Below are 20899 nucleotides of genomic sequence, written 5' to 3'. Positions count from 1 at the left end.
GGAGCCCACGACCTCGGTCGTGGCGGGCAGCTCTTTTACGTATGCGGTGGGGGTCAGGCGCTGAGGCGGCTGCCCATCCACTGGAGGGTGCCGGGGATCTCACGGCGCCAGGTGTTGAAGTTGTGGCCACCGCTGTCCAGGATCATCGAGGAGACGCGGGTGGGGTGCTTCTTGGCGGCGTCGATGAACTTCAGGGTGTCGCCGTAGTTGTGCTCACCCTGCTTGCTGCTGGTCACCAGGAGGGAGACGGCCGGCATCGGCTTGTTCTTCAGCCGCCACATCAGGTCGTTCTCCTTCTCCAGCTGCTTGCTCTGCTTGCCTTCGCCGAAGAGCTTGCCGGTCGTGGCGTCCTGGGCGGCCACGTAATAGCCGGACAGGGCGGCGGCGGCGCCGTAGGAGTCCGGGTGACGCATGGCGAACTTCAGTGCGCAGTAGCCACCGGTGGAGTCACCGATCACGCCCCAGTTCGCGGGCTTCAGGCCGATGCGGTACTGCTCGGAGAGCCCTTTGCGCAGGTCCTTGGTGAAGAAGGTCTCGGTCTGCGGGCCGCCGGGTATGTCTATGCACTCGGTGTCACGCGGCGGGGCGATGGTCGGACGCATCATCACCAGGATGGTGGGCTGCATCTTCTTCGCCTTGGCGAGCTTCTGCGCCTCCTGCGGGTAGTGCAGGCCCTTGATCAGCGCCTCGGCGGTGCCGGGAAAGCCGGTCAGGACGACCGAGGCGGGAAAGGTCTTGTTGGCGTACTGCGGCTGAAAGTACTCCGGCGGGAGGTAGACGAAGGCCGGGCTCACGATCTTGGACTCGGGCCCTTTGATGTTGACCTTCTCGACCTTGCCCGCGATCGAGGGCACCGAGCCGTGGCCCTTGACCTGCTGGATGCCGGTCACCTCGACGGGCTTGCTGCCGGCGCTGTGGTCGACGACCACGCCCTGGCCCTTCTCCATGCCGAAGAGGTCGGCCCAGGAGGCGAAGAAGCCGAAGGACTGGTTCGCCCAGAGACCGATCGCGGCGAACAGCGTCAGCTGGGTGGCGAGCATCATGCCGAACCGGCCCAGAACCGATCCGACGCTCTTCTTCCCCAGTCGGGGCCAGAGCCAAATGGTCAACGCGAAGAGCACTACCGCCGCCACGATGGCAAGCAGCAGAACCGCCATGCTGGTGAGACCCATGAGGTGCTTTCTGCCGAGCGGCCCGCCGCGGGCCGCGGAATGGTTACTTCTTTCCGGGCTCGGCCCCCGGCGGAACCTCAACCCCGAAACCGTCGTCCTACAGGGCGCACATTGTCCGGGCGCTGCCGCCAGAAGGCGCAGGACCACTCGACAGGACGACGGGAAGAGATGTCTGTCAGGGTAGATGGCAAAAAGTCCGATGGGGTTCCCGAGGGAACCAAGCGACTGTCGAGGCTTGCGCGTATCGCCAAGGGGCCGCGGCCCGAGAGCGTGCCGACCGTGGTGGGATGGGTCGGCATCATCATCGGCCTGCTCAACATCGTGGCCGGAGTCGTCCCTCGGCTCCGCTGGAGCAAGTTCCACACCTGGGCCGAGGTCCTGCCCGGCACGGTGACCCAGCTCGCGGCGGCCGGGTCCATCGTCGTCGGCATCCTGATGCTGATGCTGGCCCACGGCCTCATCCGCGCCAAGAAGCGGGCCTGGCTCGCCGCCGTCGTCGTCCTGCCGATCGGTGCGGCCGCCCAGCTGATCTACCGCCACTCGATCATCGGCACGATCTGCTCGCTGGCGCTCTTCGCGTACCTGGTCTGGCACAAGCCCTCCTTCACGGCCCTGCCCGACCCGCGAAGCCGCTGGAAGGCGCTGGCGAACTTCATCATCATGGGTGGCGTCAGCTTCACCCTCGGGTGGATCATCGTCGGCTCGCAGTACAAGCGGATGGTCGGCGACCCGTCGATCGTCGAGCAGATCGAGCACGTGATCTGGGGCCTCTTCGGCTTCGAGGGCTCGATCCGCTACACCCACGGCGTCGACTACACCGTCGGCTACTCCCTCGGCGCGCTCGGCCTGCTGACCGTCGCCTCCACCGCTTACCTCGCCTTCCGCCCGGCCTACCCGGCCGCGGTGCTGACCGAGGAGGACGAGGACCGGCTGCGCGAGCTCCTCGCCAAGCACGGTGCGCGCGACTCGCTCGGCCACTTCGCGCTGCGCCGCGACAAGAGCGTCGTCTTCTCCCCGTCCGGCAAGGCCGCGGTCTCGTACCGCGTCGTCTCCGGTGTGATGCTCGCCAGCGGTGACCCCATCGGTGACGTGGAGGCCTGGCCGGGCGCCATCGAGCAGTTCATGGAGCTCGCCAAGCGCCACTCCTGGACCCCGGCGGTCGCCGGCTGCAGTGAGACCGGCGGCGAGGTCTGGACCCGCGAGACGGGTCTCGACGCGCTGGAGATGGGCGACGAGGCCATCGTCGACGTGGCCGACTTCTCCCTGACCGGGCGCGCCATGCGCAACGTCCGCCAGATGGTCAAGCGCATCGAGCGCAACGGCTACGAGACCAAGGTGCGCCGCGTCGGCGAGCTGAGCCCCGCGGAGCTCGAGGCCGTGCAGAAGGCCGCCGAGGCCTGGCGCGACACCGAGGACGAGCGCGGCTTCTCCATGGCCCTGGGCCGCATCGGCGACCCCAAGGACCTCGACGCCGTCATCGCCACCGCCCACAAGGCGCCGGAGGAGGGCGAGGAGCCCGGCCCCTTCGGCGACCTGCAGGCCATGCAGCACTACGTGCCCTGGGGCCCGGACGGCCAGTCGCTGGAGCTGATGCGCCGCGACCGCAGCGCCGACCCCGGCATGAACGAGCTGCTCATCGTCGCCTTCCTGCAGGCCGCGCCCGACCTGAAGATCAAGCGGCTGTCGCTGAACTTCGCGTTCTTCCGCTCCGCCCTGGAGCGCGGCGGCAAGCTCGGCGCCGGCCCGGTGGTCCGGGTCCAGCGCGCGGTGCTGGTCTTCCTCTCGCGCTGGTTCCAGATCGAGTCGCTGTACAAGTTCAACGAGAAGTTCCGGCCGCGCTGGGAGCCGCGCTTCATCGTCTTCCCGAACAACCGCGACCTGCCGCGCATCGGCTTCGCGATGATGCAGGCGGAGGGCTTCCTGGAGCTGCCGCGCCTGCTGCGCCGCCGTCCGGCCGAGCCCAAGCCGTGCATGGACGACGAGAAGGTCTCGGTCGCGGAGGTCACGCGCGCCGCGTGACCGTACGGCACAGGCCCCGAAGGCCCTGCCCGACCACCGCTTCCCCGGACGACCGTCCGGGGAGGTGCCGTCGGGCGGGGCCTTCGTCATATGCCGAAGGCGGCCGGAGTTCGCCGCGATCCGGCCTCCGGGCGGGCGGCGCGCCCTTCACCGCACGCCCTAGGCTGGTGGCATGAGTGCGTTGCGTGGTCGATTCGGGCCGGTCGGTCTGCCGGAGTGGGGCCGTTGTGCGGTGATGGGCGTGGTCAACGTCACGCCCGATTCGTTCTCCGACGGCGGTCGCTGGTTCGACACCGAAGGGGCGGTCAAGCGGGGTCTGGACCTGGCCGCCGAGGGGGCCGACCTGGTCGACGTCGGCGGCGAGTCGACCCGGCCGGGCGCGACCCGGGTGGACGAGCGCGAGGAGCTGCGCCGGGTGATCCCGGTGGTCCGCGGGCTGGCTGCCGAGGGGGTGGTGGTGTCCGTGGACACCATGCGCGCCTCGGTCGCGGAGGCGGCCGTCGAGGCGGGCGCGGCGCTGGTCAACGATGTGAGCGGCGGCCTCGCGGACCCGGCGATGGTTCCGGTGGTGGCCACGGCCGGGGTGCCGTTCGTGGTGATGCACTGGCGCGGCTTCAGCGAGGACATGAACAACCGGGCGGTCTACGGCGACGTGGTCGGCGAGGTCCTCGGCGAGCTGCGGCAGCGGCTGGACGCGGTGGTCGCCGCGGGCGTGGACCCGGAGCGGCTGGTCGTCGACCCGGGGCTGGGCTTCGCGAAGACCGCGGACCACGACCTGGCCCTGGTCGCCCAGCTGGCCAGGCTCCGCCGGGAGCTGGGGCTGCCGATGCTGGTGGCCGCCTCCCGGAAGCGCTTCCTCGGCCGGGTGCTGGCCGGGGACGACGGCGGCAGCCCGCCGCCTGCCCGGGAGCGGGACGCGGCGACGGCGGCGGTGTCGACGATCGCCGCGCGCGAGGGCGCGTGGGCGGTGCGGGTGCACGAGGTGCGGGCGAGCGCCGACGCGGTGCGGGTGGTGCGGGCCGTGGACCAGGCGGCCGAGACGGCGGGGGTGGCGATGGTGGCGGAGGCGGCGGGCGCCCGGGGCGCCGAGGGGGCCGAGTGAGCGCGGCCCGTACGGACAGCGAGCGGGTCGAGCTGGCGAACACCGCGCTGTACGAGGCGGTGGAGCGCGGCGACACGGTGGCCATGGGGCGGCTGTGGCTGGACGACCCCGATGCCGAGGTGTCCTGCGTGCACCCGGGCTGGCCGGTGCTGCGCGGGCGGAGCGAGGTGCTCCGGTCGTATGCGCTGATCATGGCGAGCACCGACTACATCCAGTTCTTCCTGACGGACGTCGAGGTCGCGGTGGCCGGTGACACGGCGCTGGTGACCTGCACCGAGAACATCCTCAGCGGCGGTCCGTCCGAGGCGGAGGGCGAGCTGGGGCCGCTGGTGGGCCAGCTGGTCGTGGCGACCAACGCCTTCCGGCGGGTCGGCGAGGAGTGGAAGGTGTGGTCCCACCACGGCTCGCCGGTGCTCGCGGGGCGCGACGACGAGGAGGAGGACGGCCCGGAGGGCAGAGAGGGCGCGGACGGCCCGGAAGGGGCGTGACCGGCGCCCGGGCGTCAGCTCCGGGCATTCGGAAGCCACTCGTTCGGGGTGCTCGATGGCCGGGTAGGGGTGAGGCACGGAGCCGGGGGTAAGCGCGGCGGGACCGGTCGGCGGCGTTGGGGTTCCTGTCCGTGAAGCTCTGTGGCGTCCGTAAACATCCGCAAATGTCGTTACATGTCGGCAGCGCCCCTGGGCGTCCGGGTGCGAGCACTGTCGGTGCTCGCAGGTAGATTCGAAGTGGGTACCCCGGCCGACGGGGGACGGGTGATGTGCCGGCAGCGGCCGGTGCGCACCCGGCATACCGATGACCAGCAGGAGTGATTCGTGTGGATCGTGTCGCGCTGCGCGGCTTGAAGGCCCGCGGGCACCACGGGGTTTTCCCCCGGGAGCGCGAAGAGGGCCAGACCTTCATCGTGGACCTGGTGCTGAGTCTGGACACCCGGCCCGCCGCGGCCACCGACGACCTTGCGAAGACCGTGCACTACGGCGTGGTGGCGGAGGAGGTCGTCGACGTCGTCCAGGGGGAACCCGTCGACCTGATCGAGACCCTCGCCGAGCGGATCGCCCAGGTGTGTCTCAAGCACGAAGCGGTGCGGGAGGTGGAGGTCGTGGTGCACAAGCCCGACGCCCCCATCACCGTGCCTTTTGACGATGTGACGATCACTATTACCCGGAGCCGAGTATGAGCAGCAGCGACCCGACCGTGCAGCCGGTGCCCGCCTCCGTGGTGGAGCAGGTGGACGCCGCAGATGTGACCTTGAGCAACCCCAAGCGGGCCGTGATCTCGCTGGGCAGCAATCTCGGCAACCGCCTGGAGACCCTCCAGGGCGCCATCGACGCGCTGGAGGACACGCCCGGCCTGCGGGTCAAAGCGGTCTCCCCGGTCTACGAGACGGAGCCGTGGGGCGTCGAGCCGGGCACCCAGCCCTCGTATTTCAACGCCGTCGTCCTGGTGAAGACCACCCTCCCGCCGGACTCGCTGCTGGAGCGCGGGCACGCGATCGAGGAGGCCTTCGAGCGCGTGCGCGACGAGCGCTGGGGCCCGCGGACGCTGGATGTCGACATCGTCAGCTATCAGGACGTCCTCTCCGACGACCCCGTCCTCACGCTGCCGCACCCGCGCGCCCACGAGCGCGCCTTCGTGCTCGCGCCGTGGCACGACGTGGACCCCGAGGCCGTCGTCCCGGGGCACGGCGCGGTCGTCGAGCTGCTGGCCCAGGTCGGTCTCGACGGGGTCGCCCCGCGGGTCGACCTGGAACTGCGACTGCCCGAGTAGGCGTTGGGCCGAGAGACGTACGAGACGAGGGGCGAGGGCACGGTGCGACCTGTTCCGCGGCCTGCTCCGCGATCTGCTCACGGAGGAGCGAACCGGTGAAGCAACTGCGGTTCAGGGTGCTGGCCGGGCTGTTCGTCGTGGCCGGGGTGGTGTCCTGGGCGGGCGCCCGGCTGTGGGACGCCTTCGGCACACTGCCGAGCGTGCCCGTGGCGGCCCCCATCGTGCTGGCCGTCATCGCCGTCGTGCTGGCCGCGACGGCGCTCTCGCTGCGCGCCCGGCTGCGGGCCCAGCGCGAGCGGCGCCCCGGCGCGAAGGGTGTCGACCCGCTGGTGGCCGCCCGCGCGGTGGTCTTCGGCCAGGCGAGCGCGCTGGTCGCGGCGCTGGTCGCCGGCATGTACGGCGGCGTGGGCGCGTTCCTCCTGATGGCCGGCCTGGACAACAACCCGGCCCGCCGGGACCAGACGATCTACGCCGGGGCGTCGGTGCTGGCCGCCGTCTGCGTCGTGGTGGCGGCGTTCTTCCTGGAGCGGGTCTGCCGGCTTCCGGAGGACGACGACGAGGAGGGCGGGACGGGCTCGGCGCGGGCCTAGCTTTTCGTCGCCGGACGGGCTGATTTCAGCCCGTCCGGCGTTTGAGGACGCGCCCGCTGGGGGCACCTCCCAGCGGTAGCTGGGGGAGCTCCCGCCGCAGGCGGCAACGGACCCGCACCTGGCGAGCAGGCTTCCCAAGGGCTACGCGTCGGCCACGGTCTCCACCGACACCTCCGCGCGCGCAGCGCCAAGCGCGTCCGCCGCCGTCGACCGCCGCAGGGCCTCGTGCAGGCGGGCCGGGGTCAGGACGCCCACGAAGTGGTCCGCTTGGTCGCCGTCGAGGACGGCGATCCACCCCGCGTCGTGCTGGAGCATCGTGCTGAACGCCTGCTTCAGCGAGGCGCCCACGGGCAGCCACGCGTCCATGCGCCGGGAGTGGTTCCGGACCGTACCGCCGTCGGGCGCGCCGGAGAGCGCCTCCGCCGAGACCCAGCCGTGCAGCCCGTCCGAGCGGTCCAGGACCACCGCCCAGCGTGCTCCCTCCGCCTCCAGCCGGGCCGCCGCGTCGCCCACCCGGTCGTCGAGGTGGACGACGGGCGGCTGTTCGAGGTCGCCGGACTCGATGGGGGTGACGGAGAGCCGCTTGAGGCCCCGGTCGGCGCCGACGAAGTCGGCCACGTACGGCGTGGCGGGCGCCCCGAGCACGGCCGCCGGCGGGTCGAGCTGTTCGATGCGCCCGTTGCCGTAGACCGCGATGCGGTCACCGAGGCGGACCGCCTCCTCGATGTCGTGGGTGACGAAGAGGACCGTCTTGCGCACCTGCGACTGGAGCCGCAGGAACTCGCTCTGGAGACGCTCGCGGACCACCGGGTCGACCGCGCCGAACGGTTCGTCCATCAGCAGGACGGGCGGGTCGGCGGCCAGCGCGCGGGCCACGCCGACGCGCTGGCGCTGCCCGCCGGAGAGCTGCTCGGGGTAGCGGTCGCCGTAGACGGACGGGTCGAGCCCGACGAGGTCGAGCAGCTCGGCGGCGCGGGCGCGGGCCTTCTTGCGCTGCCAGCCGAGCAGGTGCGGGACGGTCGCGGTGTTGTCGAGCACGGTCTTGTGCGGGAAGAGGCCGACCTGCTGGATGACGTAGCCGATCCGGCGGCGCAGTTCGACGGGGTCGACGGTCGCGATGTCCTCGCCGTCGAGGAGGATCCGGCCGCTGGTCGGCTCGATCAGCCGGTTGACCATCTTCATGGTGGTGGTCTTGCCGCAGCCGGACGGTCCGACGAGCGTGACCAGCTCGCCCTCCGCCACCTCGAAGGACAGATCGTCCACGGCGGTGGTGCCATCGGCGTAGCGCTTGGTGACGTGCTCGAAGCGGATCATGGTTCCCCATTCTGGCCGTACTCGCTCCCCACATTGTTGCCGTTGTGTGGCGCCGGACTCGAATGTCAGTGCCCGGGGTTAGGGTCGCCAGTAACCGACGGTCAATGCCCAGGGGGAGGTGAGAGCGTATGGCGGGGCAGAACTGCCTGGTCACCAACGAGTGGATCTGCGGCGAATACCTGCGGACCCGCGGCCACGAGCTGACGGACGCCACGCTCCAGCACATCGGGATCACGCTGGCCTCGGTCGCCATCGGCGTGCTCGTCGCCTTCCCGCTGGCGCTGCTGGCCCGGAGATGGCGGGCCGCGGCGGGCCCGGTGCTCGGCCTGACCACCGTGCTCTACACGGTGCCGTCGCTGGCCATGTTCTCGCTGCTGGTGCCCGTCTTCGGGCTTTCGGTGTCGGTCGTGGTCACCGGCCTGGTGCTCTATTCGCTGACGGTCCTCGTGCGGAACATCCTGGCCGGCCTGGCCTCGGTGCCCGAGGAGGCCCGCGAGGCCGCGCGCGGCATGGGCTACGGCCCGCTGCGCCTGCTCTTCGGCGTGGAGCTGCCCCTGGCGCTGCCCGCCCTGATGGCGGGTCTGCGGATCGCCACGGTCTCCACCGTCTCGCTCACCACCGTGGGCGCCATCATCGGCTACGGCGGCCTCGGCAATCTCATCTATGAAGGCATGCACAGCTATTTCAAGGCGCAGGTGCTCACCGCCTCGGTGCTGTGCGTGGCGCTGGCGATCGTGGCCGACCTCGTGCTGCTGCTCGTGCAGCGGCTGCTGACCCCCTGGATGCGGGCGGGCAAGCAGGCGAAGCGCCGTGGCAGGGGAGCGGGCGGGCGGCCGGTCACCGAGGGGGCTCTGTGATGGGCGTCATCGACCGCACGTGGACGTGGCTGACCACCGGCTCGCACTGGTCCGGCACGGACGGCGTGTGGCACCGGCTCGGCGAGCACCTGTTCCTGACCGTCGTCTGCCTGGCGATCTCCTGCGCCCTCGCGCTGCCCGTCGCGGTGCTGCTGGGGCACGTGGGCCGGGGCGGTGCCCTCGCGGTGAACATCTCCAATGCGGGGCGCGCCGTGCCGACGTTCGCGGTGCTGGTGCTGTTGCTGCTCAGCCCGCTGGGTACGCATGGCTCATGGCCGACCGTCATCGCGCTGGTGCTCTTCGCGATCCCTCCGCTGCTCACCAACGCGTACGTCGGGATGCGCGAGGTCGACCGCGACGTGGTCGAGGCCGCGCGCGGCATGGGCATGACCGGCCGTCAGCTGATCGGCCGGGTGGAGCTGCCGCTCGCCTTCCCGCTGATAGCGACCGGGGTGCGGACGGCCGCGGTGCAGGTGGTGGCCACGACCACGCTCGCCGCGCTGCCCGGCGGCGGTGGCCTCGGCCGGATCATCACGGCGGGCTTCCGGCTGACCGACACCGCCCAAGTGGTGTCCGGCGCGCTGCTGGTGGCCGTGCTCGCGCTGCTGGTCGAAGGGGTGCTGGTGGTCCTGGAGCGGCTGCTGGACCCGGTGCGCCGCAGGGCGAGGCGGACGGCCGGCCGGGCCGCGGGCGGCGACGGCCCGGTGGCGCCCGCCGACGCCGCTCCCGCCGTGGGCAGCGCCGTGTGACACCCGTGTCCCGTCCGCCCTCGTGCGACGGCGGGAATGACGACCGATCAAGGGCCGTCCGGGCGCACCGGACGTCCGACCGAGTGGATGGAGTTCCCCATGAGCAGGACCCCGCGTCGAGCGCGGACCACGCGCGCGCTGCTGGCGGCGGCGGGCGTCGCCACCCTGACGGCGGGTCTGGCCGCCTGCGGTGGCGACAGCCTGGAGAAGTCCGGTGGCGGGGACGCGTCCGGGCGTCCGGGCGAGGGCTCGCTGGTCATCGGATCGGCCTCCTTCACCGAGTCCAAGGTGCTCGCCGAGATATATGCGGGGCTGCTGAAGGACGCCGGATATTCGACGTCGATCAAGACCGTCGACGCCCGCGAGCTCTATGAACCGGAGCTGGAGAACGGCAAGATCGATGTCGTCCCTGAGTATGCGGCGACACTCGCCGAATTCCTCAACAAGAAGCAGAACGGCAAGGACGCTCCCACGGTCGCCTCGGCCGATGCCGACGCCACGGTGAAGGCGCTCCGTAAACTCGCGGAGCCGCGTGGCCTCAAGGTGCTGGACGCCGGTCGGGCCGTCGACCAGAACGCCTTCGCGGTGACCAAGGAGTTCGCCGCGAAACACCAGCTCAAGACCCTTTCCGACCTGGGTGCGGCAAAGGAGCGGATCAAGCTCGCGGCGGGCGACGAATGCCCCCAGCGGCCCTTCTGCCAGCCGGGTCTGGAGAAGACGTACGGCATCGACGTCACCGGTATCGACCCGCTGGAGGTCGGCAGCACGCAGGCCAAGCAGGCGGTCAAGTCGGGCAAGGACCAGATGGTGCTGACCACCACCACGGACGCCACGCTCGAACAGTTCGGCCTCGTTCTCCTTGAGGACGACAAGAAGCTCCAGAACTCCGACAACGTGTTGCCCGTCGTGAATGCGAAGAAGGCCGGCGCACAGAAGATCGCCGATGCCCTCGGCAAGCTCAACAGGGTGCTGACCACGGCCGATCTCACCGAACTCAACAAGAAGGTCGACGCACAGCGGCTCAAGCCCGCGGATGTGGCGGCTCAGTACCTCAAGGACAAGGGGTTGCTGACGGGGGAGAAGAAGTAGGAGAGAAGTAAGATCAAGGGAAGAGTTTGGTGGTGGAGTCACACTCCTGAGGCGACGCACGGTAAGTTTCAGGCCATGCCACGAGGACGCCACCGCCATTCACAGCCCCTGCACAGGCTCCTTCCCCCATCGACGGTCGCCGCGACATCGGTCGCCGCTGCCGCCGGTGCTTGGGTGGTAGGTGAAACGGTCGTCATCCGGGGCCTCGCCGCGGCGGCCGCCGCCGCCGCGGTGGTCGGCGCCGTGCTGATGCGCCGTTGGGACCGCGCCGCCGGGAAGCGGGTCGCCCAGCTCAACGCCGCCCGGGTGCGCGAGGAGTGGAAGACCGACGAGCGCATCGCCGAGCTGGAGACGGAGCTGGAGGAAGCCCGCACCGCCCGCGCCAAGGTCGAGACCAAGCTGCGCGGCAAGCGCGCCGAACTCGCCAGGCTCCGTACGGAACACGCCGACCTGCTGCGCCGCTACGCCGCGGCCGAGACCGGCCGGGCCAGCGCGCTCGAGGGCCGGCGCCAGGCGCGCGGCGCGGCGCCCCGGAGCGCGAAGGCGCTGGAGTCCGCCGCGGCTTCGGCCGGTACGGCGGGGTCCGCCGTCGCCGCTTCCGCGTACCGCAAGGCGGCGGAAGCACTGCGCGACCTGGAGCGGAATGCGACGCTCCAGCGGGACGCGGAGTCCGCGGCCGCGGCGGAGCCCGTCCAGGACGCGCCCCTGGCGCAGCCGGCCGACGCCGTGCCCGTGCCCCCGACCGGGCGGCCGGAGGCCGGCACCGGCGAGATCCTGAGCGCCGCGGACGCGGCCAGGGCCGCCAAGAGGCGCACGGGCGCGAAGACCACCGCCGACGCCGAGGCCGCCGGGAAGCGCCCGGCGCCCGAGAGCACCGGGTCCGCCCCGCACACCGTCGAGCCCGCCCCGGCCACCGGGGAAGCCGACGCGGCCGAGGGCGTTGTCGAGGGTGCCCAGGACACCACCGCGGCCATGGACACCGAGCCCGCCACGGACACCGCGCCCGCCGAGGACGCCGAGCCCGTCGAGGACGCCAAGCGGCCCGGCGACGCCGAGGCTCCCAAGAGCGCGCCCCGCGTGACCCGGCCCGCCTCCGCGGTCGTGCCGCAGCAGAGCCCCGCCCGGCGCCCCGCGTCGCGCGCGCAGGGCGGCTTCGACTTCTTCGGCACCCAGCGGACTCCCGCCGCCGCGCGGCCCGTCGAGGAGACCGACCTCGCGGACGTCGTCGGCGAGGAGGCGCTCGCCGAGGCCGAGGCCGCGGAAGCCGGTGGCGACGACGCCAAAGGGGGCGTCATCGACCTGACCGCGCACGACGAGACCGAGCAGATAGACGTCGTGGAACTGCGCAGCGCCATCTCGTAGCCCGGCGCCGGCCACGAAACCCCCGGTGGGACGCCCACCGGGGGTTTTCGTTTCGCCGCGCCGCCCGACGCCGCTCGCCGCGCTACTTGTCGATGTCGCCGACGACGAAGAACAGCGAGCCCAGGATTGCCACCATGTCGGCCACCAGCGTCCCCGGCAGCAGCTCGGTCAGCGCCTGGATGTTGTTGAACGACGCCGACCGCAGCTTGAGCCGGTACGGCGTCTTCTCGCCCTTGGAGACCAGGTAGTAGCCGTTGAGGCCGAGCGGGTTCTCGGTCCAGGCGTAGGTCGCGCCCTCCGGCGCCTTGAGGACCTTGGGCAGCCGCTGGTTGATCGGGCCGGGCGCGAGGTGCGCGATCCGGTCCAGGCACGCCTCCGCCAGCTCCAGCGAGTTGTGCGTCTGCTCCAGCAGGCACTCGAAGCGGGCCAGGCAGTCGCCGTCCTCGCGCGTGACGACCTTCAGGGTGTCCCGCAGCTCGCCGTACGCGAGGTACGGCTCGTCGCGGCGCAGGTCGAAGTCCACGCCGGACGCGCGGGCGATCGGCCCGCTGACCCCGTACGCGTGCACCGCCTCGCGCGAGAGCACGCCGACGCCGCGCGTACGCCCGCGGAAGATCTCGTTGCCGAGGACGAGCCGGTCGTAGACGTCCATCCGCGAGCGGACGTCGGCCACCGCGTGCCGGGCCCGGGCGAGCCAGCCCGCGGGCAGGTCCTCCTTGAGGCCGCCGACGCGGTTGAACATGTAGTGCATCCGGCCGCCGGAGACCTCCTCCATCACCGTCTGGAGCTGCTCGCGCTCGTGGAAGGCGTGGAAGACGGGGGTGATCCCGCCCAGTTCGAGGGGGTACGAGCCGAGGAACATCAGGTGGTTGAGCACCCGGTTCAGCTCGGCGAGCAGCGTGCGCGTCCACACGGCGCGCTCGGGGACCTCCATGCCCAGCATCCGCTCCACGGCGAGCACGACCCCGAGCTCGTTGGAGAAGGCCGACAGCCAGTCGTGGCGGTTGGCGAGCATGATGATCTGCCGGTAGTCGCGCGCCTCGAACAGCTTCTCAGCGCCCCGGTGCATATAGCCGATGACCGGCTCGGCGTGCTGGATCCGCTCCCCGTCGAGAACGAGCCGCAGCCGCAGCACACCGTGGGTGGACGGGTGCTGCGGCCCGATGTTGAGCACCATGTCGGTGCTCTCCGCCGCGCCGCCGATGCCGACTGTCGTCTCAGAGGTAGGGGCCATGGGGGATAGTTTGTCAGCCCTCCCCGTCCGGGCGGCCGTGGGCGGGCTCCAGAAGCCCGGCGCAGGCGTCGCCGACCGGCTGCACCAGCCAGCCGAAGCCGCCGAGACCGGCCGGCGCCGTCAGCTCCGCGGCCTCGCCCGCGGCGCCCAGTGCCCGTACGTAGGCGGCCGGATCGGACGACGCGAGCGACAGCGGGGGACGGCTGCCGTCGACGCCGAGGGCGTGCAGGGCGTCGCGCTGGGTCAGCAGGGAGCTGCCGGGGCCCGCGCACGCGTCCAGGGCGACGTGCGCGGTGATGTCGCACGAGCCGTCCGGCACCGGCCGCACCTCGCGGCCCTCCCGGAAGCCGGTCAGCGTGCCGAACGGCGGCCGGGCGTCGTGCCGGTGCGCGTAGTCCACGGCGACGGCCAGCCCGGACCGCAGGCCGCGCACCGCCCGCGCCCAGGCGGCGTCGCGCGGCAGGCCGATCTCGGCGCGGCTGCCGGGCGGCGCGCCGTCGAGGGGCCACCAGCGGGCGAGCCAGGCGGCGTCGGCGCCGGACACCGGCTCGCCGAGGAGCTCCTCGCCGTCCTCCTGGACGAGCACTTGGCGCGCGATGCCCTCGGCGTCCGTCTCGGCGACGTCGACCGGCACGTTGTCCAGCCACTCGTTGGCGAAGAGCAGCCCGTCCACGCCCTCGGGGACGTCACTCACCCAGGTGATGCGCTCGTCGATCCCCGGGGGGCGCTCGGCGCGCTCCACGGCGTACGGGCGCAGCCGCGCGCCCAGCTCGGGCGCGGTCCGCGCGAGCACGGCGGTGAGGAGCTCACCACGGCCCGCGCCGACGTCCGTGAACGCCAGCTCCGCCGGATGGCACAGCGCCGCGTCGACGCGGCGCAGGAGTTCCGCAACGGCCCCCGCGTAGAGCGGCGAGGCGTGCACGGAGGTACGGAAGTGCCCGGCGGGCCCCTCGGGACGCCGGTAGAAGCCGTTCGGGCCGTACAGGGCGGCCTCGGTGGCGGCGCGCCACGTTCTTGTTCCGCTTGCCATACACACACGCTATGCGCCCTTGGTGGGCATGCCGCCTCCACCTTGGGGAGTAGGCGGGGCGTCGTCGGATCGATCGTCCGGTTGACCCCGGCACGTACGCGACGTGCCTACGCTGGGTGACGTGCAGCGCCTCTACGACTTTCTCCGCAGGCACCCGACGGGTGTGGACAGCTTCTGGGCCGTCCTGCTGCTCGGGCTCAGTGCGATCACCATCGCCGAGCAGTCGACGGGGGCCGGGCACGCGTCGGGCCTCGTCAAGGCGGTCGTGGCGGTCGCGCTGTGCACGGTGATCGCGCTGCGCAGGCGATGGCCGGAGAAGATGCTGCTGCTGGCGACGGCGGTGGGGGTGGCACAGCTCGTCCTCGACGTCGGGCTGAACCTCGCCGACTTCGCGATGCTCGTGATCATCTACACGGTGGCGTCCGGCAACACCCGCTGGGCGTCCCGCTATGCCCTGATCGGCGGCCTGATCGCGCCGACACTCGCCCAACTGCGGTGGGTCGAACCCCACCAGACCATGACCGCCAACGTCATCGGGACGGTCTTCGTCACCGTTCCGTTCGTCCTGGCCTGGGTGCTCGGCGACTCGATGCGCACCCGTCGCGCCTACTGGGCGCAGCTGGAGGAGCGGGCCACACGGCTGGAGAAGGAGCGCGAGCAGCAGTCGCGGATGGCGGTGGTGGCGGAGCGGGCGCGGATCGCGCGCGAGCTGCACGACGTCGTCGCGCACAACGTCTCGGTGATGGTGGTTCAGGCCGACGGCGCCGCGTATGTCCTGGACGCCTCGCCCGAGCAGGCCAAGCAGGCCCTGGAGACCATTTCCGGCACCGGCCGCCAGGCGCTCGCCGAGATGCGCCGGCTGCTGGGCGTACTGCGCACGGAGGAGGGCGGCGAGGGCGGCGAGTATGTGCCGCAGCCCGACGTCGAGCAGATCGGCGACCTCGTCGAGCAGGTGCGCGGCGCGGGGCTGCCGGTGGAGTTCCAGGTCGAGGGCGCGCCGCGGCCGCTGCCGAGCGGCGTGGAGCTGACCGCGTACCGCATCGTGCAGGAGGCGCTCACCAACACCCGCAAGCACGGCGGGCCGGGCGCGGGCGCGAGCGTGCACCTGACCTTCTTCGACGACGGGCTCGGCCTGCTGGTCGAGGACGACGGCCGGGGCGCGCAGCAGGAGCTGTACGAGGCGGGGGGCGCGGACGGCATGGGGCACGGCCTGATCGGCATGCGCGAGCGGGTCGGGATGGTCGGCGGCACCCTGGACGCGGGGCCGCGGCCGGGCGGTGGCTTCCGGATCAGCGTGCTGCTGCCGATCAAACCGGGCGGCCGCTGACCCGCCCGACGGGTGCGGGAGGCACGGCGACCGCATGCTGATCAAACCTGATCGAAAACTGTCAGCGCTGGCAGACTTGATGAACACCGAGGAAAGGGACCACGCATGTCGATCCGCGTGATGCTCGTCGACGACCAGGTGCTCCTGCGCACCGGCTTCCGCATGGTGCTGGCGGCCCAGCCCGACATGGACGTCGTCGCCGAGGCCGGGGACGGTGCGGAGGCCCTGGAGGTGCTGGCCGGGACCGAGGTGGACGTCGTCCTGATGGATGTGCGCATGCCGCGCCTGGACGGCGTGGAGGCCACCCGCCGCATCTGCGCGCAGGAGAACCCTCCGAAGGTGCTGATCCTGACCACCTTCGACCTGGACGAATACGCCTTCTCCGCGTTGAAGGTCGGCGCGAGCGGCTTCATGCTCAAGGACGTGCCCCCGGCCGAACTGCTGGGCGCGATCCGGGCCGTGCACAGCGGTGACGCGGTGGTCGCGCCCAGCACGACCCGCCGGCTGCTGGACCGTTTCACCCCGATGCTGCCCAGCGCGGGCAACGAACCCACGAGCGCGGAGCTGAGCAGGCTCACCGAGCGGGAGCGCGAGGTGATGCTGCTGGTGGCGCAGGGGCTGTCCAACGGCGAGATCGCGGCACGGCTGGTGCTGTCCGAGGCCACCGTGAAGACCCACGTGGGACGGATCCTCACTAAGCTGGGGCTGCGGGACCGGGTGCAGGTCGTGGTGCTCGCGTACGAGAGCGGCCTCGTCCGGGCGGGCGGGGGAGCGGCGCAGTAGTGCGGCGCCCCGCCTACGCGCACACGGTCTACGCGCACACGACGGCGCGCACCGCCTCCCGGAAGTCGTCCGTGCCCGGGTGCGTCGGCTGGGCGGGGCGGGCGAGATAGACCGTGGCCGCCGGGGCGTCGGTGACGGGGACATAGCGCACCCCGGGGTGCGCGTGGCTCTCCCGCGTGCCCGCCGCCGCCAGGCCGATCGCCTGTCCCGCGGAGACGGCGGTCAGCCACTCGTCGACGTTGCGGACCTCCGTCGTACGGCTCGGGCGCAGCTCCACCGGCCAGAGCTCGACGCCCGCGGTGCCGGTCTCCGGGCAGACCGCGAGCGTCTCGACGCGGAGCTCGGCCAGGGTGACGGCGTCCCGGCCGGCGAGCGGGTGGTCGTCGGGCAGCGCGGCGACGCGCTCCTCCAGATAGAGCGCCTCGGCGTGGATGCGGGGGTCGGTGGGCAGGACCCGCAGGATCGCCACGTCGACCTCGCGGGTGGCGAGCCCGGCGGTGCGGTTGTCCATCCGGCGCAGCTCCAGCGGGATGTGCGGGTGCTCCTGACGCCAGGAGCGCAGCAGCGGCACGGTGAGCTCCCCGAGGACCGCGCAGTTGTACCCCATCCGCAGGGGGCGGGAGACGGCCGCCGTGTCGGCGAGGGCGGCGTCCATGTGGGCGAGGATCGCCCGGCCGTGCTCCAGCAGGGTCCGGCCGGCCGGCGTGAGGGTCAGGTGGCGGGACGAGCGCTCGACGAGGCGGACCCCGACCCGCTGTTCGAGCTGGGCGAGCGTACGGGACAGGGCGGGCTGGGTCAGGTGCAGGCGCGTGGCCGCGGCGGTGACGGTGCCTTCGTCGGCGATGGCGACCAATGCCCTGAGGTGACGCAGTTCCACATCCATGCGTGGGGAGCATAGTCGCTGCGCAGAAGGCATTTCCGGGTGCGCGAGGGGCTGATTAGCGTCGGAGTCGTTCCTGTTGCTTCTCGACGATTCCCTGGACGGACAGCATGAAGATTCTCCTTGTCGGCGCCTCCGGCACCCTGGGCGGCGCGGTGCGCACGGCACTGGCCGGGCGCGGCCACGACATGATCACCGTCGGCCGTACGGGCGGCGACGTGGTCTGCGACATCACCGACCCCGAGGCCGTGGGGCGGCTGTACGAGCGGGTGGCGGGCGGGAGCGGCCTGGACGCGGTCGTGTGCGCGGCGGGCGACGCCGTCTTCAAGCCGCTCGGCGAGCTGACCGCCGACGACGTCGCCGCCTCCTTCCGGGGCAAGGCGCTGAGCCAGATCGAGCTCGTCCGGCAGGGCTCGCGGCACCTGTCCCCGGCCGGGTCCTTCACTCTGATCAGCGGCGTCCTGACCCAGGAGCCCATCCTCGCGGGGGCCGCCGCCTCCGCGGCCAACGGTGCGGTGGAGGCGTTCGTCCGCGCCGCCGCGATCGAGCTCCCGCCGCAGCGGATCAACGCCGTCAGCCCGACCGTGGTCACCGAGTCCCTCGACGCCTATGGCGCGTTCTTCCCCGGCATGGAGTCCGTACCGCTCAGCCGTGTCGCGAACGCCTACGTCCGCTCGGTCGAGGGCCGCCAGACGGGGCGGATCTACGAGGTGGCGTAGGGGAGTGGCAGGTCGGGAACGGCGGTTGGGAGCGGCGGGCGGCCCCGGGGGCCCGTCACCTGGGGTGCGTCACCGCAGCACGGTCTCCAGGAAGTCGCTCCCGAGGCGCGCCACCGTCGTCAGATCCAGCTGGTGGAGCACGTACCGTCCGCGCCGCCGAGTGCTGAGCAGCCCCGCCTTCTTCATCACGGCTATGTGCCGTGACACCTCGGGCGGCGTCAGGTTGTACGCCGCCGCCAGCTCGCCCGTGGTGTGGGGGCCGCGCGAGAGGGTGCGGCACAGCCGCATCCGCACCGGGTGGGCGAGGGCCTCCAGCCGCTGCTGCACCAGGTGCGGGCCCGTGGGCTGGGGGAGCTCGGTGGCGGTCACCGGATACTGGATGACCGGCTTCCACCCGGACCGGTGCACGGCGAAGAGGTGCGGCCAGCCGAAGGCGGTCGGCAGGAACGTCACCCCCTGCCCGTACGCCGTGGTCCGCCCGTTCGCCAGCTTGTCGACGACGATGCGGGACCGGTCCTCGCTGAGCGAGACGGCGGGGGAGACCGCGGCGAGGGCCTCCGCGAGGCCCTTGTGCTGGAGGAGGTCGGCCTTGTGCCGGGCGTCGGTGGCGAGCTGCACCCGCACCCGCTGCCAGTTGTCACCGAAGAACGCCTGCTCGCAGTCCTCGAAGAGGCGCCGCAGCCAGGCGCGCAGGACCCCGGGGGTCTCCAGCATCCGCTCCGCGAACGCCGCCTGCCGCGGCCCGCGCGCGGCGGAGAGCTCCAGCACCCGCGCCCGCTGCCCGGAGTCGACCAGCGGGGACGGCCAGCCCTTCTCGTAACCGGAGAAGCAGGTGACCTCGAAGGCCGCGGACGTGAACGTCTCGTCGTCCATCCGGTCGAGGTCGTCGAGCTCCTCGGCGAGCGTGGCCCGGGGGACGGCCGGCAGCAGGATGTCCGAGCGCGTGGAGCGCCACAGGAAGTCCGCCTCGGTCAGCCGGTCGGCGAGGTCGGGCTTGAGCGAGGAGGCGGTGGTGGTGGCCCAGGCGTGCAGCCCCGGGTGGTGCCCGGGCTCGGCCAGCGCGTGCAGCATCGCGCCCAGTTCCGCCAGCGGCGAGGGGCAGAACTGGATGCGCTCGAGCGGCAGTCCGGTGATGTCGATGTCCACGCTCATGTGCTCATCGTGCCTCTCTTTTCGCAGGTCGGGCCGTCGATTGACGGTCCTCGTCAATTGGCGCGCCAGTGGCTTCGCGACCGGCGCAGGGTGGGGACATGAACGCCACCCAGCAGCACATGCTCGACCTCTACCGCGCCGCCCAGCATCAGGAGCCCGCCCCGCTCACCCCGGGCGAGGGCGAGCTCCGGGCCCTCCGCGAGTTCCGCACCTGGCGGGACTTCCGGGCCGTCGTCGACGAGCGCGCCGCGGCCCGCCGCGCCCGTTGGAACGCCCTGCTCTCCTTCCTCCGGCCGGGGACGCGCACCCCGGCGCACCCGGTGGCCCGCGTCGCCGCCCGCCCCGCGGTGGAGGCCCGGACCGCGGAGCCCGCCTCACCCTGCGCCTCCGGCGCCCGCCGGAACCCGGGCCAGGACCGCGCCGACCGCCTCGACGACCGCCTCGGGCGTCCAGCTCAGTGCTGACGAGGCGATCGTGACCTCGGTGAACGACAGACCGGGCACGTCGGAGGACGACCAGCCGTCGAACACCGTCGTACGGGTCTCCTCCGCCAGCGACACCCCGGCCTCCTCCAGCGCGGGTGCCGGATACGGCAGCCACACCTGGAACTGGTGGGTGTGCGGCACCCGGGGATTGACCCGGAACCACGGCACCCCGGCCGCCCGGAAACCCTCCTCCAGCGCCGCCGCCACGACCCTGGCGTGCGCCACGTACGACGGAAGCCGGGGCAGCTCACGCTCCAGCCCGGACAGCGCCGCGAGCGCCGCGGGCCACTGCTGGAAGACATTGCCGCCGTACCGGTGCCGCCACGCCCTCGCCTCCTCCACCAGCTCCGCGGGCCCGGCCAGCGCGGCCCCCGATATGCCGCCGAGCGACTTGTAGAAGGACACGTAGACCGAGTCGGCGAGGGCCGCCACCTCGGCCGGACCCACACCGAAGTGGGTCGCGCACTCCCACAGCCGCGCGCCGTCGAAGTGGACCACCGCCTCCCGCTCGCGGGCCGCCTCCACCACGGCGGTGAGCTCCTCCCACGTAGGCAGGAGGAAGCCCGCACCCCGCAGCGGCAGTTCGAGCGCGAGAGTCCCGAAGGGCTCGTCGAGATCGCGGACCTCCGCGGCCGTCGGCGGCCGGGCACCGCTCGCGAGACGCACCGCGCGCAGGCCGGAGACCTGTGCGTACGCGCCGCGCTCGTCCTTCTCCAGATGGGACATGGGGTGCAGCGCCACCACCGGGCTGCCGGTGCGCCCCGCCCAGCACCGCAGGGCCACCTGCTGCGCCATCGTGCCGGTCGGGAAGAACGCCGCGGCCTGCGTGCCCAGCAGCTCCGCGACCTTTCGCTCCAGCTCGCCGACGATCCCGTCGCCGTACACATCCGCCTGCTCGTCCAGGCCGCGGCCCGCGGGGGCCCGGTCGGACAGTGCCGCCAGCCGCTCGGCGATCGTCGCCACGGGCAGGCCCGCCGAGAGGACCCGCTCCGAACCCCGCACGGCCGCGACCCTGCGCGCCCGGTCCACGCTCGGCCCCTCCTTCAGCCCTTCCTCCGGCTCTGCCGCGCCGGTTTCCGCCGTCGCCGCCTCGGTGTCTTCCCAGGTCCTGTCGTCAGCCATGTGCCGATGATGGCGCATCTCCGGAACACCGCCCGAGTTATCCACAGGCGGGTTATCCACAGGGCTGGAACGTTCGGAATCGGCCGCCGCACACTCGCGTAGCATGACGAAGGAATCGTCCGGTACCCGCCCCTGGCCTGCGGCATGGG

The 20899-nt window shown here is 72.3% G+C and carries 21 protein-coding genes; 14 read left to right on the top strand and 7 right to left on the bottom strand.

The window, feature by feature from the left end; genetic code table 11:
• Positions 1-53: 53 nt before the first annotated feature.
• Complete coding sequence (locus ABD269_RS18550; RefSeq protein WP_344119176.1) at positions 54-1172, bottom strand: alpha/beta hydrolase; 1119 nt, start codon at positions 1170-1172, stop codon at positions 54-56.
• Positions 1173-1340: 168 nt separating this feature from the next.
• On the opposite strand from ABD269_RS18550, the gene ABD269_RS18545 reads away from it, so the two are divergent.
• From ABD269_RS18545 to ABD269_RS18520, 6 genes are all read left to right on the top strand, one after another.
• Positions 1341-3191 carry a phosphatidylglycerol lysyltransferase domain-containing protein gene (locus tag ABD269_RS18545; protein WP_301893441.1) on the top strand — a complete coding sequence of 617 codons (1851 nt, stop codon included), beginning with the start codon at positions 1341-1343 and terminating at the stop codon, positions 3189-3191.
• A gap of 172 nt (positions 3192-3363) precedes the next feature.
• Positions 3364-4293 (top strand): dihydropteroate synthase, encoded by a 930-nt coding sequence (gene folP, locus ABD269_RS18540; RefSeq protein ID WP_344119173.1) that lies wholly within the window; start codon positions 3364-3366, stop codon positions 4291-4293.
• Entirely contained in the window at positions 4290-4781 is a 492-nt protein-coding gene (locus ABD269_RS18535) for a nuclear transport factor 2 family protein (RefSeq protein ID WP_301893439.1), read from the top strand. Before folP ends, ABD269_RS18535 begins: the two co-directional genes overlap by 4 nt.
• A 326-nt stretch (positions 4782-5107) precedes the next feature.
• Positions 5108-5467 carry a dihydroneopterin aldolase gene (gene folB, locus ABD269_RS18530; protein WP_301893438.1) on the top strand — a complete coding sequence of 120 codons (360 nt, stop codon included), beginning with the start codon at positions 5108-5110 and terminating at the stop codon, positions 5465-5467.
• Positions 5464-6057 carry a 2-amino-4-hydroxy-6-hydroxymethyldihydropteridine diphosphokinase gene (folK, locus tag ABD269_RS18525; protein ID WP_301893437.1) on the top strand — a complete coding sequence of 198 codons (594 nt, stop codon included), beginning with the start codon at positions 5464-5466 and terminating at the stop codon, positions 6055-6057. Before folB ends, folK begins: the two co-directional genes overlap by 4 nt.
• Before the next feature lie 95 nt (positions 6058-6152).
• Entirely contained in the window at positions 6153-6647 is a 495-nt protein-coding gene (locus ABD269_RS18520) for a DUF3180 domain-containing protein (protein ID WP_344119170.1), read from the top strand.
• Between the two features lie 141 nt (positions 6648-6788).
• Here ABD269_RS18520 and ABD269_RS18515 read toward each other — a convergent pair whose 3' ends face one another.
• The gene (locus ABD269_RS18515) at positions 6789-7961 is read right to left on the bottom strand and encodes an ABC transporter ATP-binding protein (RefSeq protein WP_344119168.1); all 1173 of its coding nucleotides are present in this window, start codon (positions 7959-7961) and stop codon (positions 6789-6791) included.
• Positions 7962-8089: 128 nt separating this feature from the next.
• On the opposite strand from ABD269_RS18515, the gene ABD269_RS18510 reads away from it, so the two are divergent.
• The 4 genes from ABD269_RS18510 to ABD269_RS18495 all read left to right on the top strand — a co-directional run bounded on the left by ABD269_RS18510 (position 8090) and on the right by ABD269_RS18495 (position 12018).
• On the top strand, positions 8090-8818 hold the full coding sequence (locus tag ABD269_RS18510; RefSeq protein WP_344119166.1) for an ABC transporter permease: 729 nt from the start codon (positions 8090-8092) through the stop codon (positions 8816-8818).
• The gene (locus ABD269_RS18505) at positions 8818-9567 is read left to right on the top strand and encodes an ABC transporter permease (protein WP_344119164.1); all 750 of its coding nucleotides are present in this window, start codon (positions 8818-8820) and stop codon (positions 9565-9567) included. Before ABD269_RS18510 ends, ABD269_RS18505 begins: the two co-directional genes overlap by 1 nt.
• Before the next feature lie 99 nt (positions 9568-9666).
• Positions 9667-10656, top strand: a complete 990-nt coding sequence (locus tag ABD269_RS18500; RefSeq protein WP_301893431.1) for an ABC transporter substrate-binding protein — start codon at positions 9667-9669, stop codon at positions 10654-10656.
• Positions 10657-10830: 174 nt separating this feature from the next.
• Positions 10831-12018, top strand: coding sequence for a hypothetical protein (locus ABD269_RS18495; protein ID WP_344119161.1), 1188 nt, complete (start codon positions 10831-10833; stop codon positions 12016-12018).
• Positions 12019-12100: 82 nt separating this feature from the next.
• Here ABD269_RS18495 and ABD269_RS18490 read toward each other — a convergent pair whose 3' ends face one another.
• A complete protein-coding gene (locus tag ABD269_RS18490) occupies positions 12101-13252 on the bottom strand; it encodes an NADH-quinone oxidoreductase subunit D (RefSeq protein WP_344119159.1) in 1152 nt (383 codons plus the stop codon).
• Between the two features lie 13 nt (positions 13253-13265).
• On the bottom strand, positions 13266-14282 hold the full coding sequence (locus ABD269_RS18485; RefSeq protein WP_344119157.1) for an SAM-dependent methyltransferase: 1017 nt from the start codon (positions 14280-14282) through the stop codon (positions 13266-13268).
• Between the two features lie 121 nt (positions 14283-14403).
• On the opposite strand from ABD269_RS18485, the gene ABD269_RS18480 reads away from it, so the two are divergent.
• Positions 14404-15609, top strand: coding sequence for a sensor histidine kinase (locus ABD269_RS18480; RefSeq protein WP_301893424.1), 1206 nt, complete (start codon positions 14404-14406; stop codon positions 15607-15609).
• A 105-nt stretch (positions 15610-15714) separates the two neighbouring features.
• A complete protein-coding gene (locus ABD269_RS18475; RefSeq protein WP_301893423.1) occupies positions 15715-16392 on the top strand; it encodes a response regulator in 678 nt (225 codons plus the stop codon).
• Positions 16393-16420: 28 nt separating this feature from the next.
• On the opposite strand, the gene ABD269_RS18470 is transcribed toward ABD269_RS18475, so the two are convergent.
• On the bottom strand, positions 16421-17275 hold the full coding sequence (locus ABD269_RS18470) for a LysR family transcriptional regulator (RefSeq protein WP_344119155.1): 855 nt from the start codon (positions 17273-17275) through the stop codon (positions 16421-16423).
• A 107-nt stretch (positions 17276-17382) separates the two neighbouring features.
• Here ABD269_RS18470 and ABD269_RS18465 point away from each other — a divergent pair, with 107 nt between their 5' ends.
• Complete coding sequence (locus ABD269_RS18465; protein ID WP_344119153.1) at positions 17383-17991, top strand: short chain dehydrogenase; 609 nt, start codon at positions 17383-17385, stop codon at positions 17989-17991.
• A 69-nt stretch (positions 17992-18060) separates the two neighbouring features.
• Here the strand turns inward: ABD269_RS18465 and ABD269_RS18460 are convergent, their stop codons facing one another.
• A complete protein-coding gene (locus tag ABD269_RS18460) occupies positions 18061-19143 on the bottom strand; it encodes a DUF5937 family protein (RefSeq protein ID WP_301893418.1) in 1083 nt (360 codons plus the stop codon).
• A 98-nt stretch (positions 19144-19241) separates the two neighbouring features.
• Here ABD269_RS18460 and ABD269_RS18455 point away from each other — a divergent pair, with 98 nt between their 5' ends.
• Positions 19242-19607, top strand: a complete 366-nt coding sequence (locus ABD269_RS18455; RefSeq protein WP_344119150.1) for a hypothetical protein — start codon at positions 19242-19244, stop codon at positions 19605-19607.
• Here the strand turns inward: ABD269_RS18455 and ABD269_RS18450 are convergent.
• Positions 19518-20750 carry a threonine aldolase family protein gene (locus tag ABD269_RS18450; RefSeq protein ID WP_344119148.1) on the bottom strand — a complete coding sequence of 411 codons (1233 nt, stop codon included), beginning with the start codon at positions 20748-20750 and terminating at the stop codon, positions 19518-19520. The genes ABD269_RS18455 and ABD269_RS18450 overlap by 90 nt on opposite strands.
• Positions 20751-20899: the final 149 nt, after the last annotated feature.

This window comes from Streptomyces blastmyceticus (assembly GCF_039521185.1).
Classification (GTDB): Bacteria; Actinomycetota; Actinomycetes; order Streptomycetales; family Streptomycetaceae; genus Streptomyces; species Streptomyces blastmyceticus.
The sequence above is the reverse complement of the archived record's forward strand: the minus strand, read 5'-3'. Positions and strand labels throughout refer to the sequence as shown.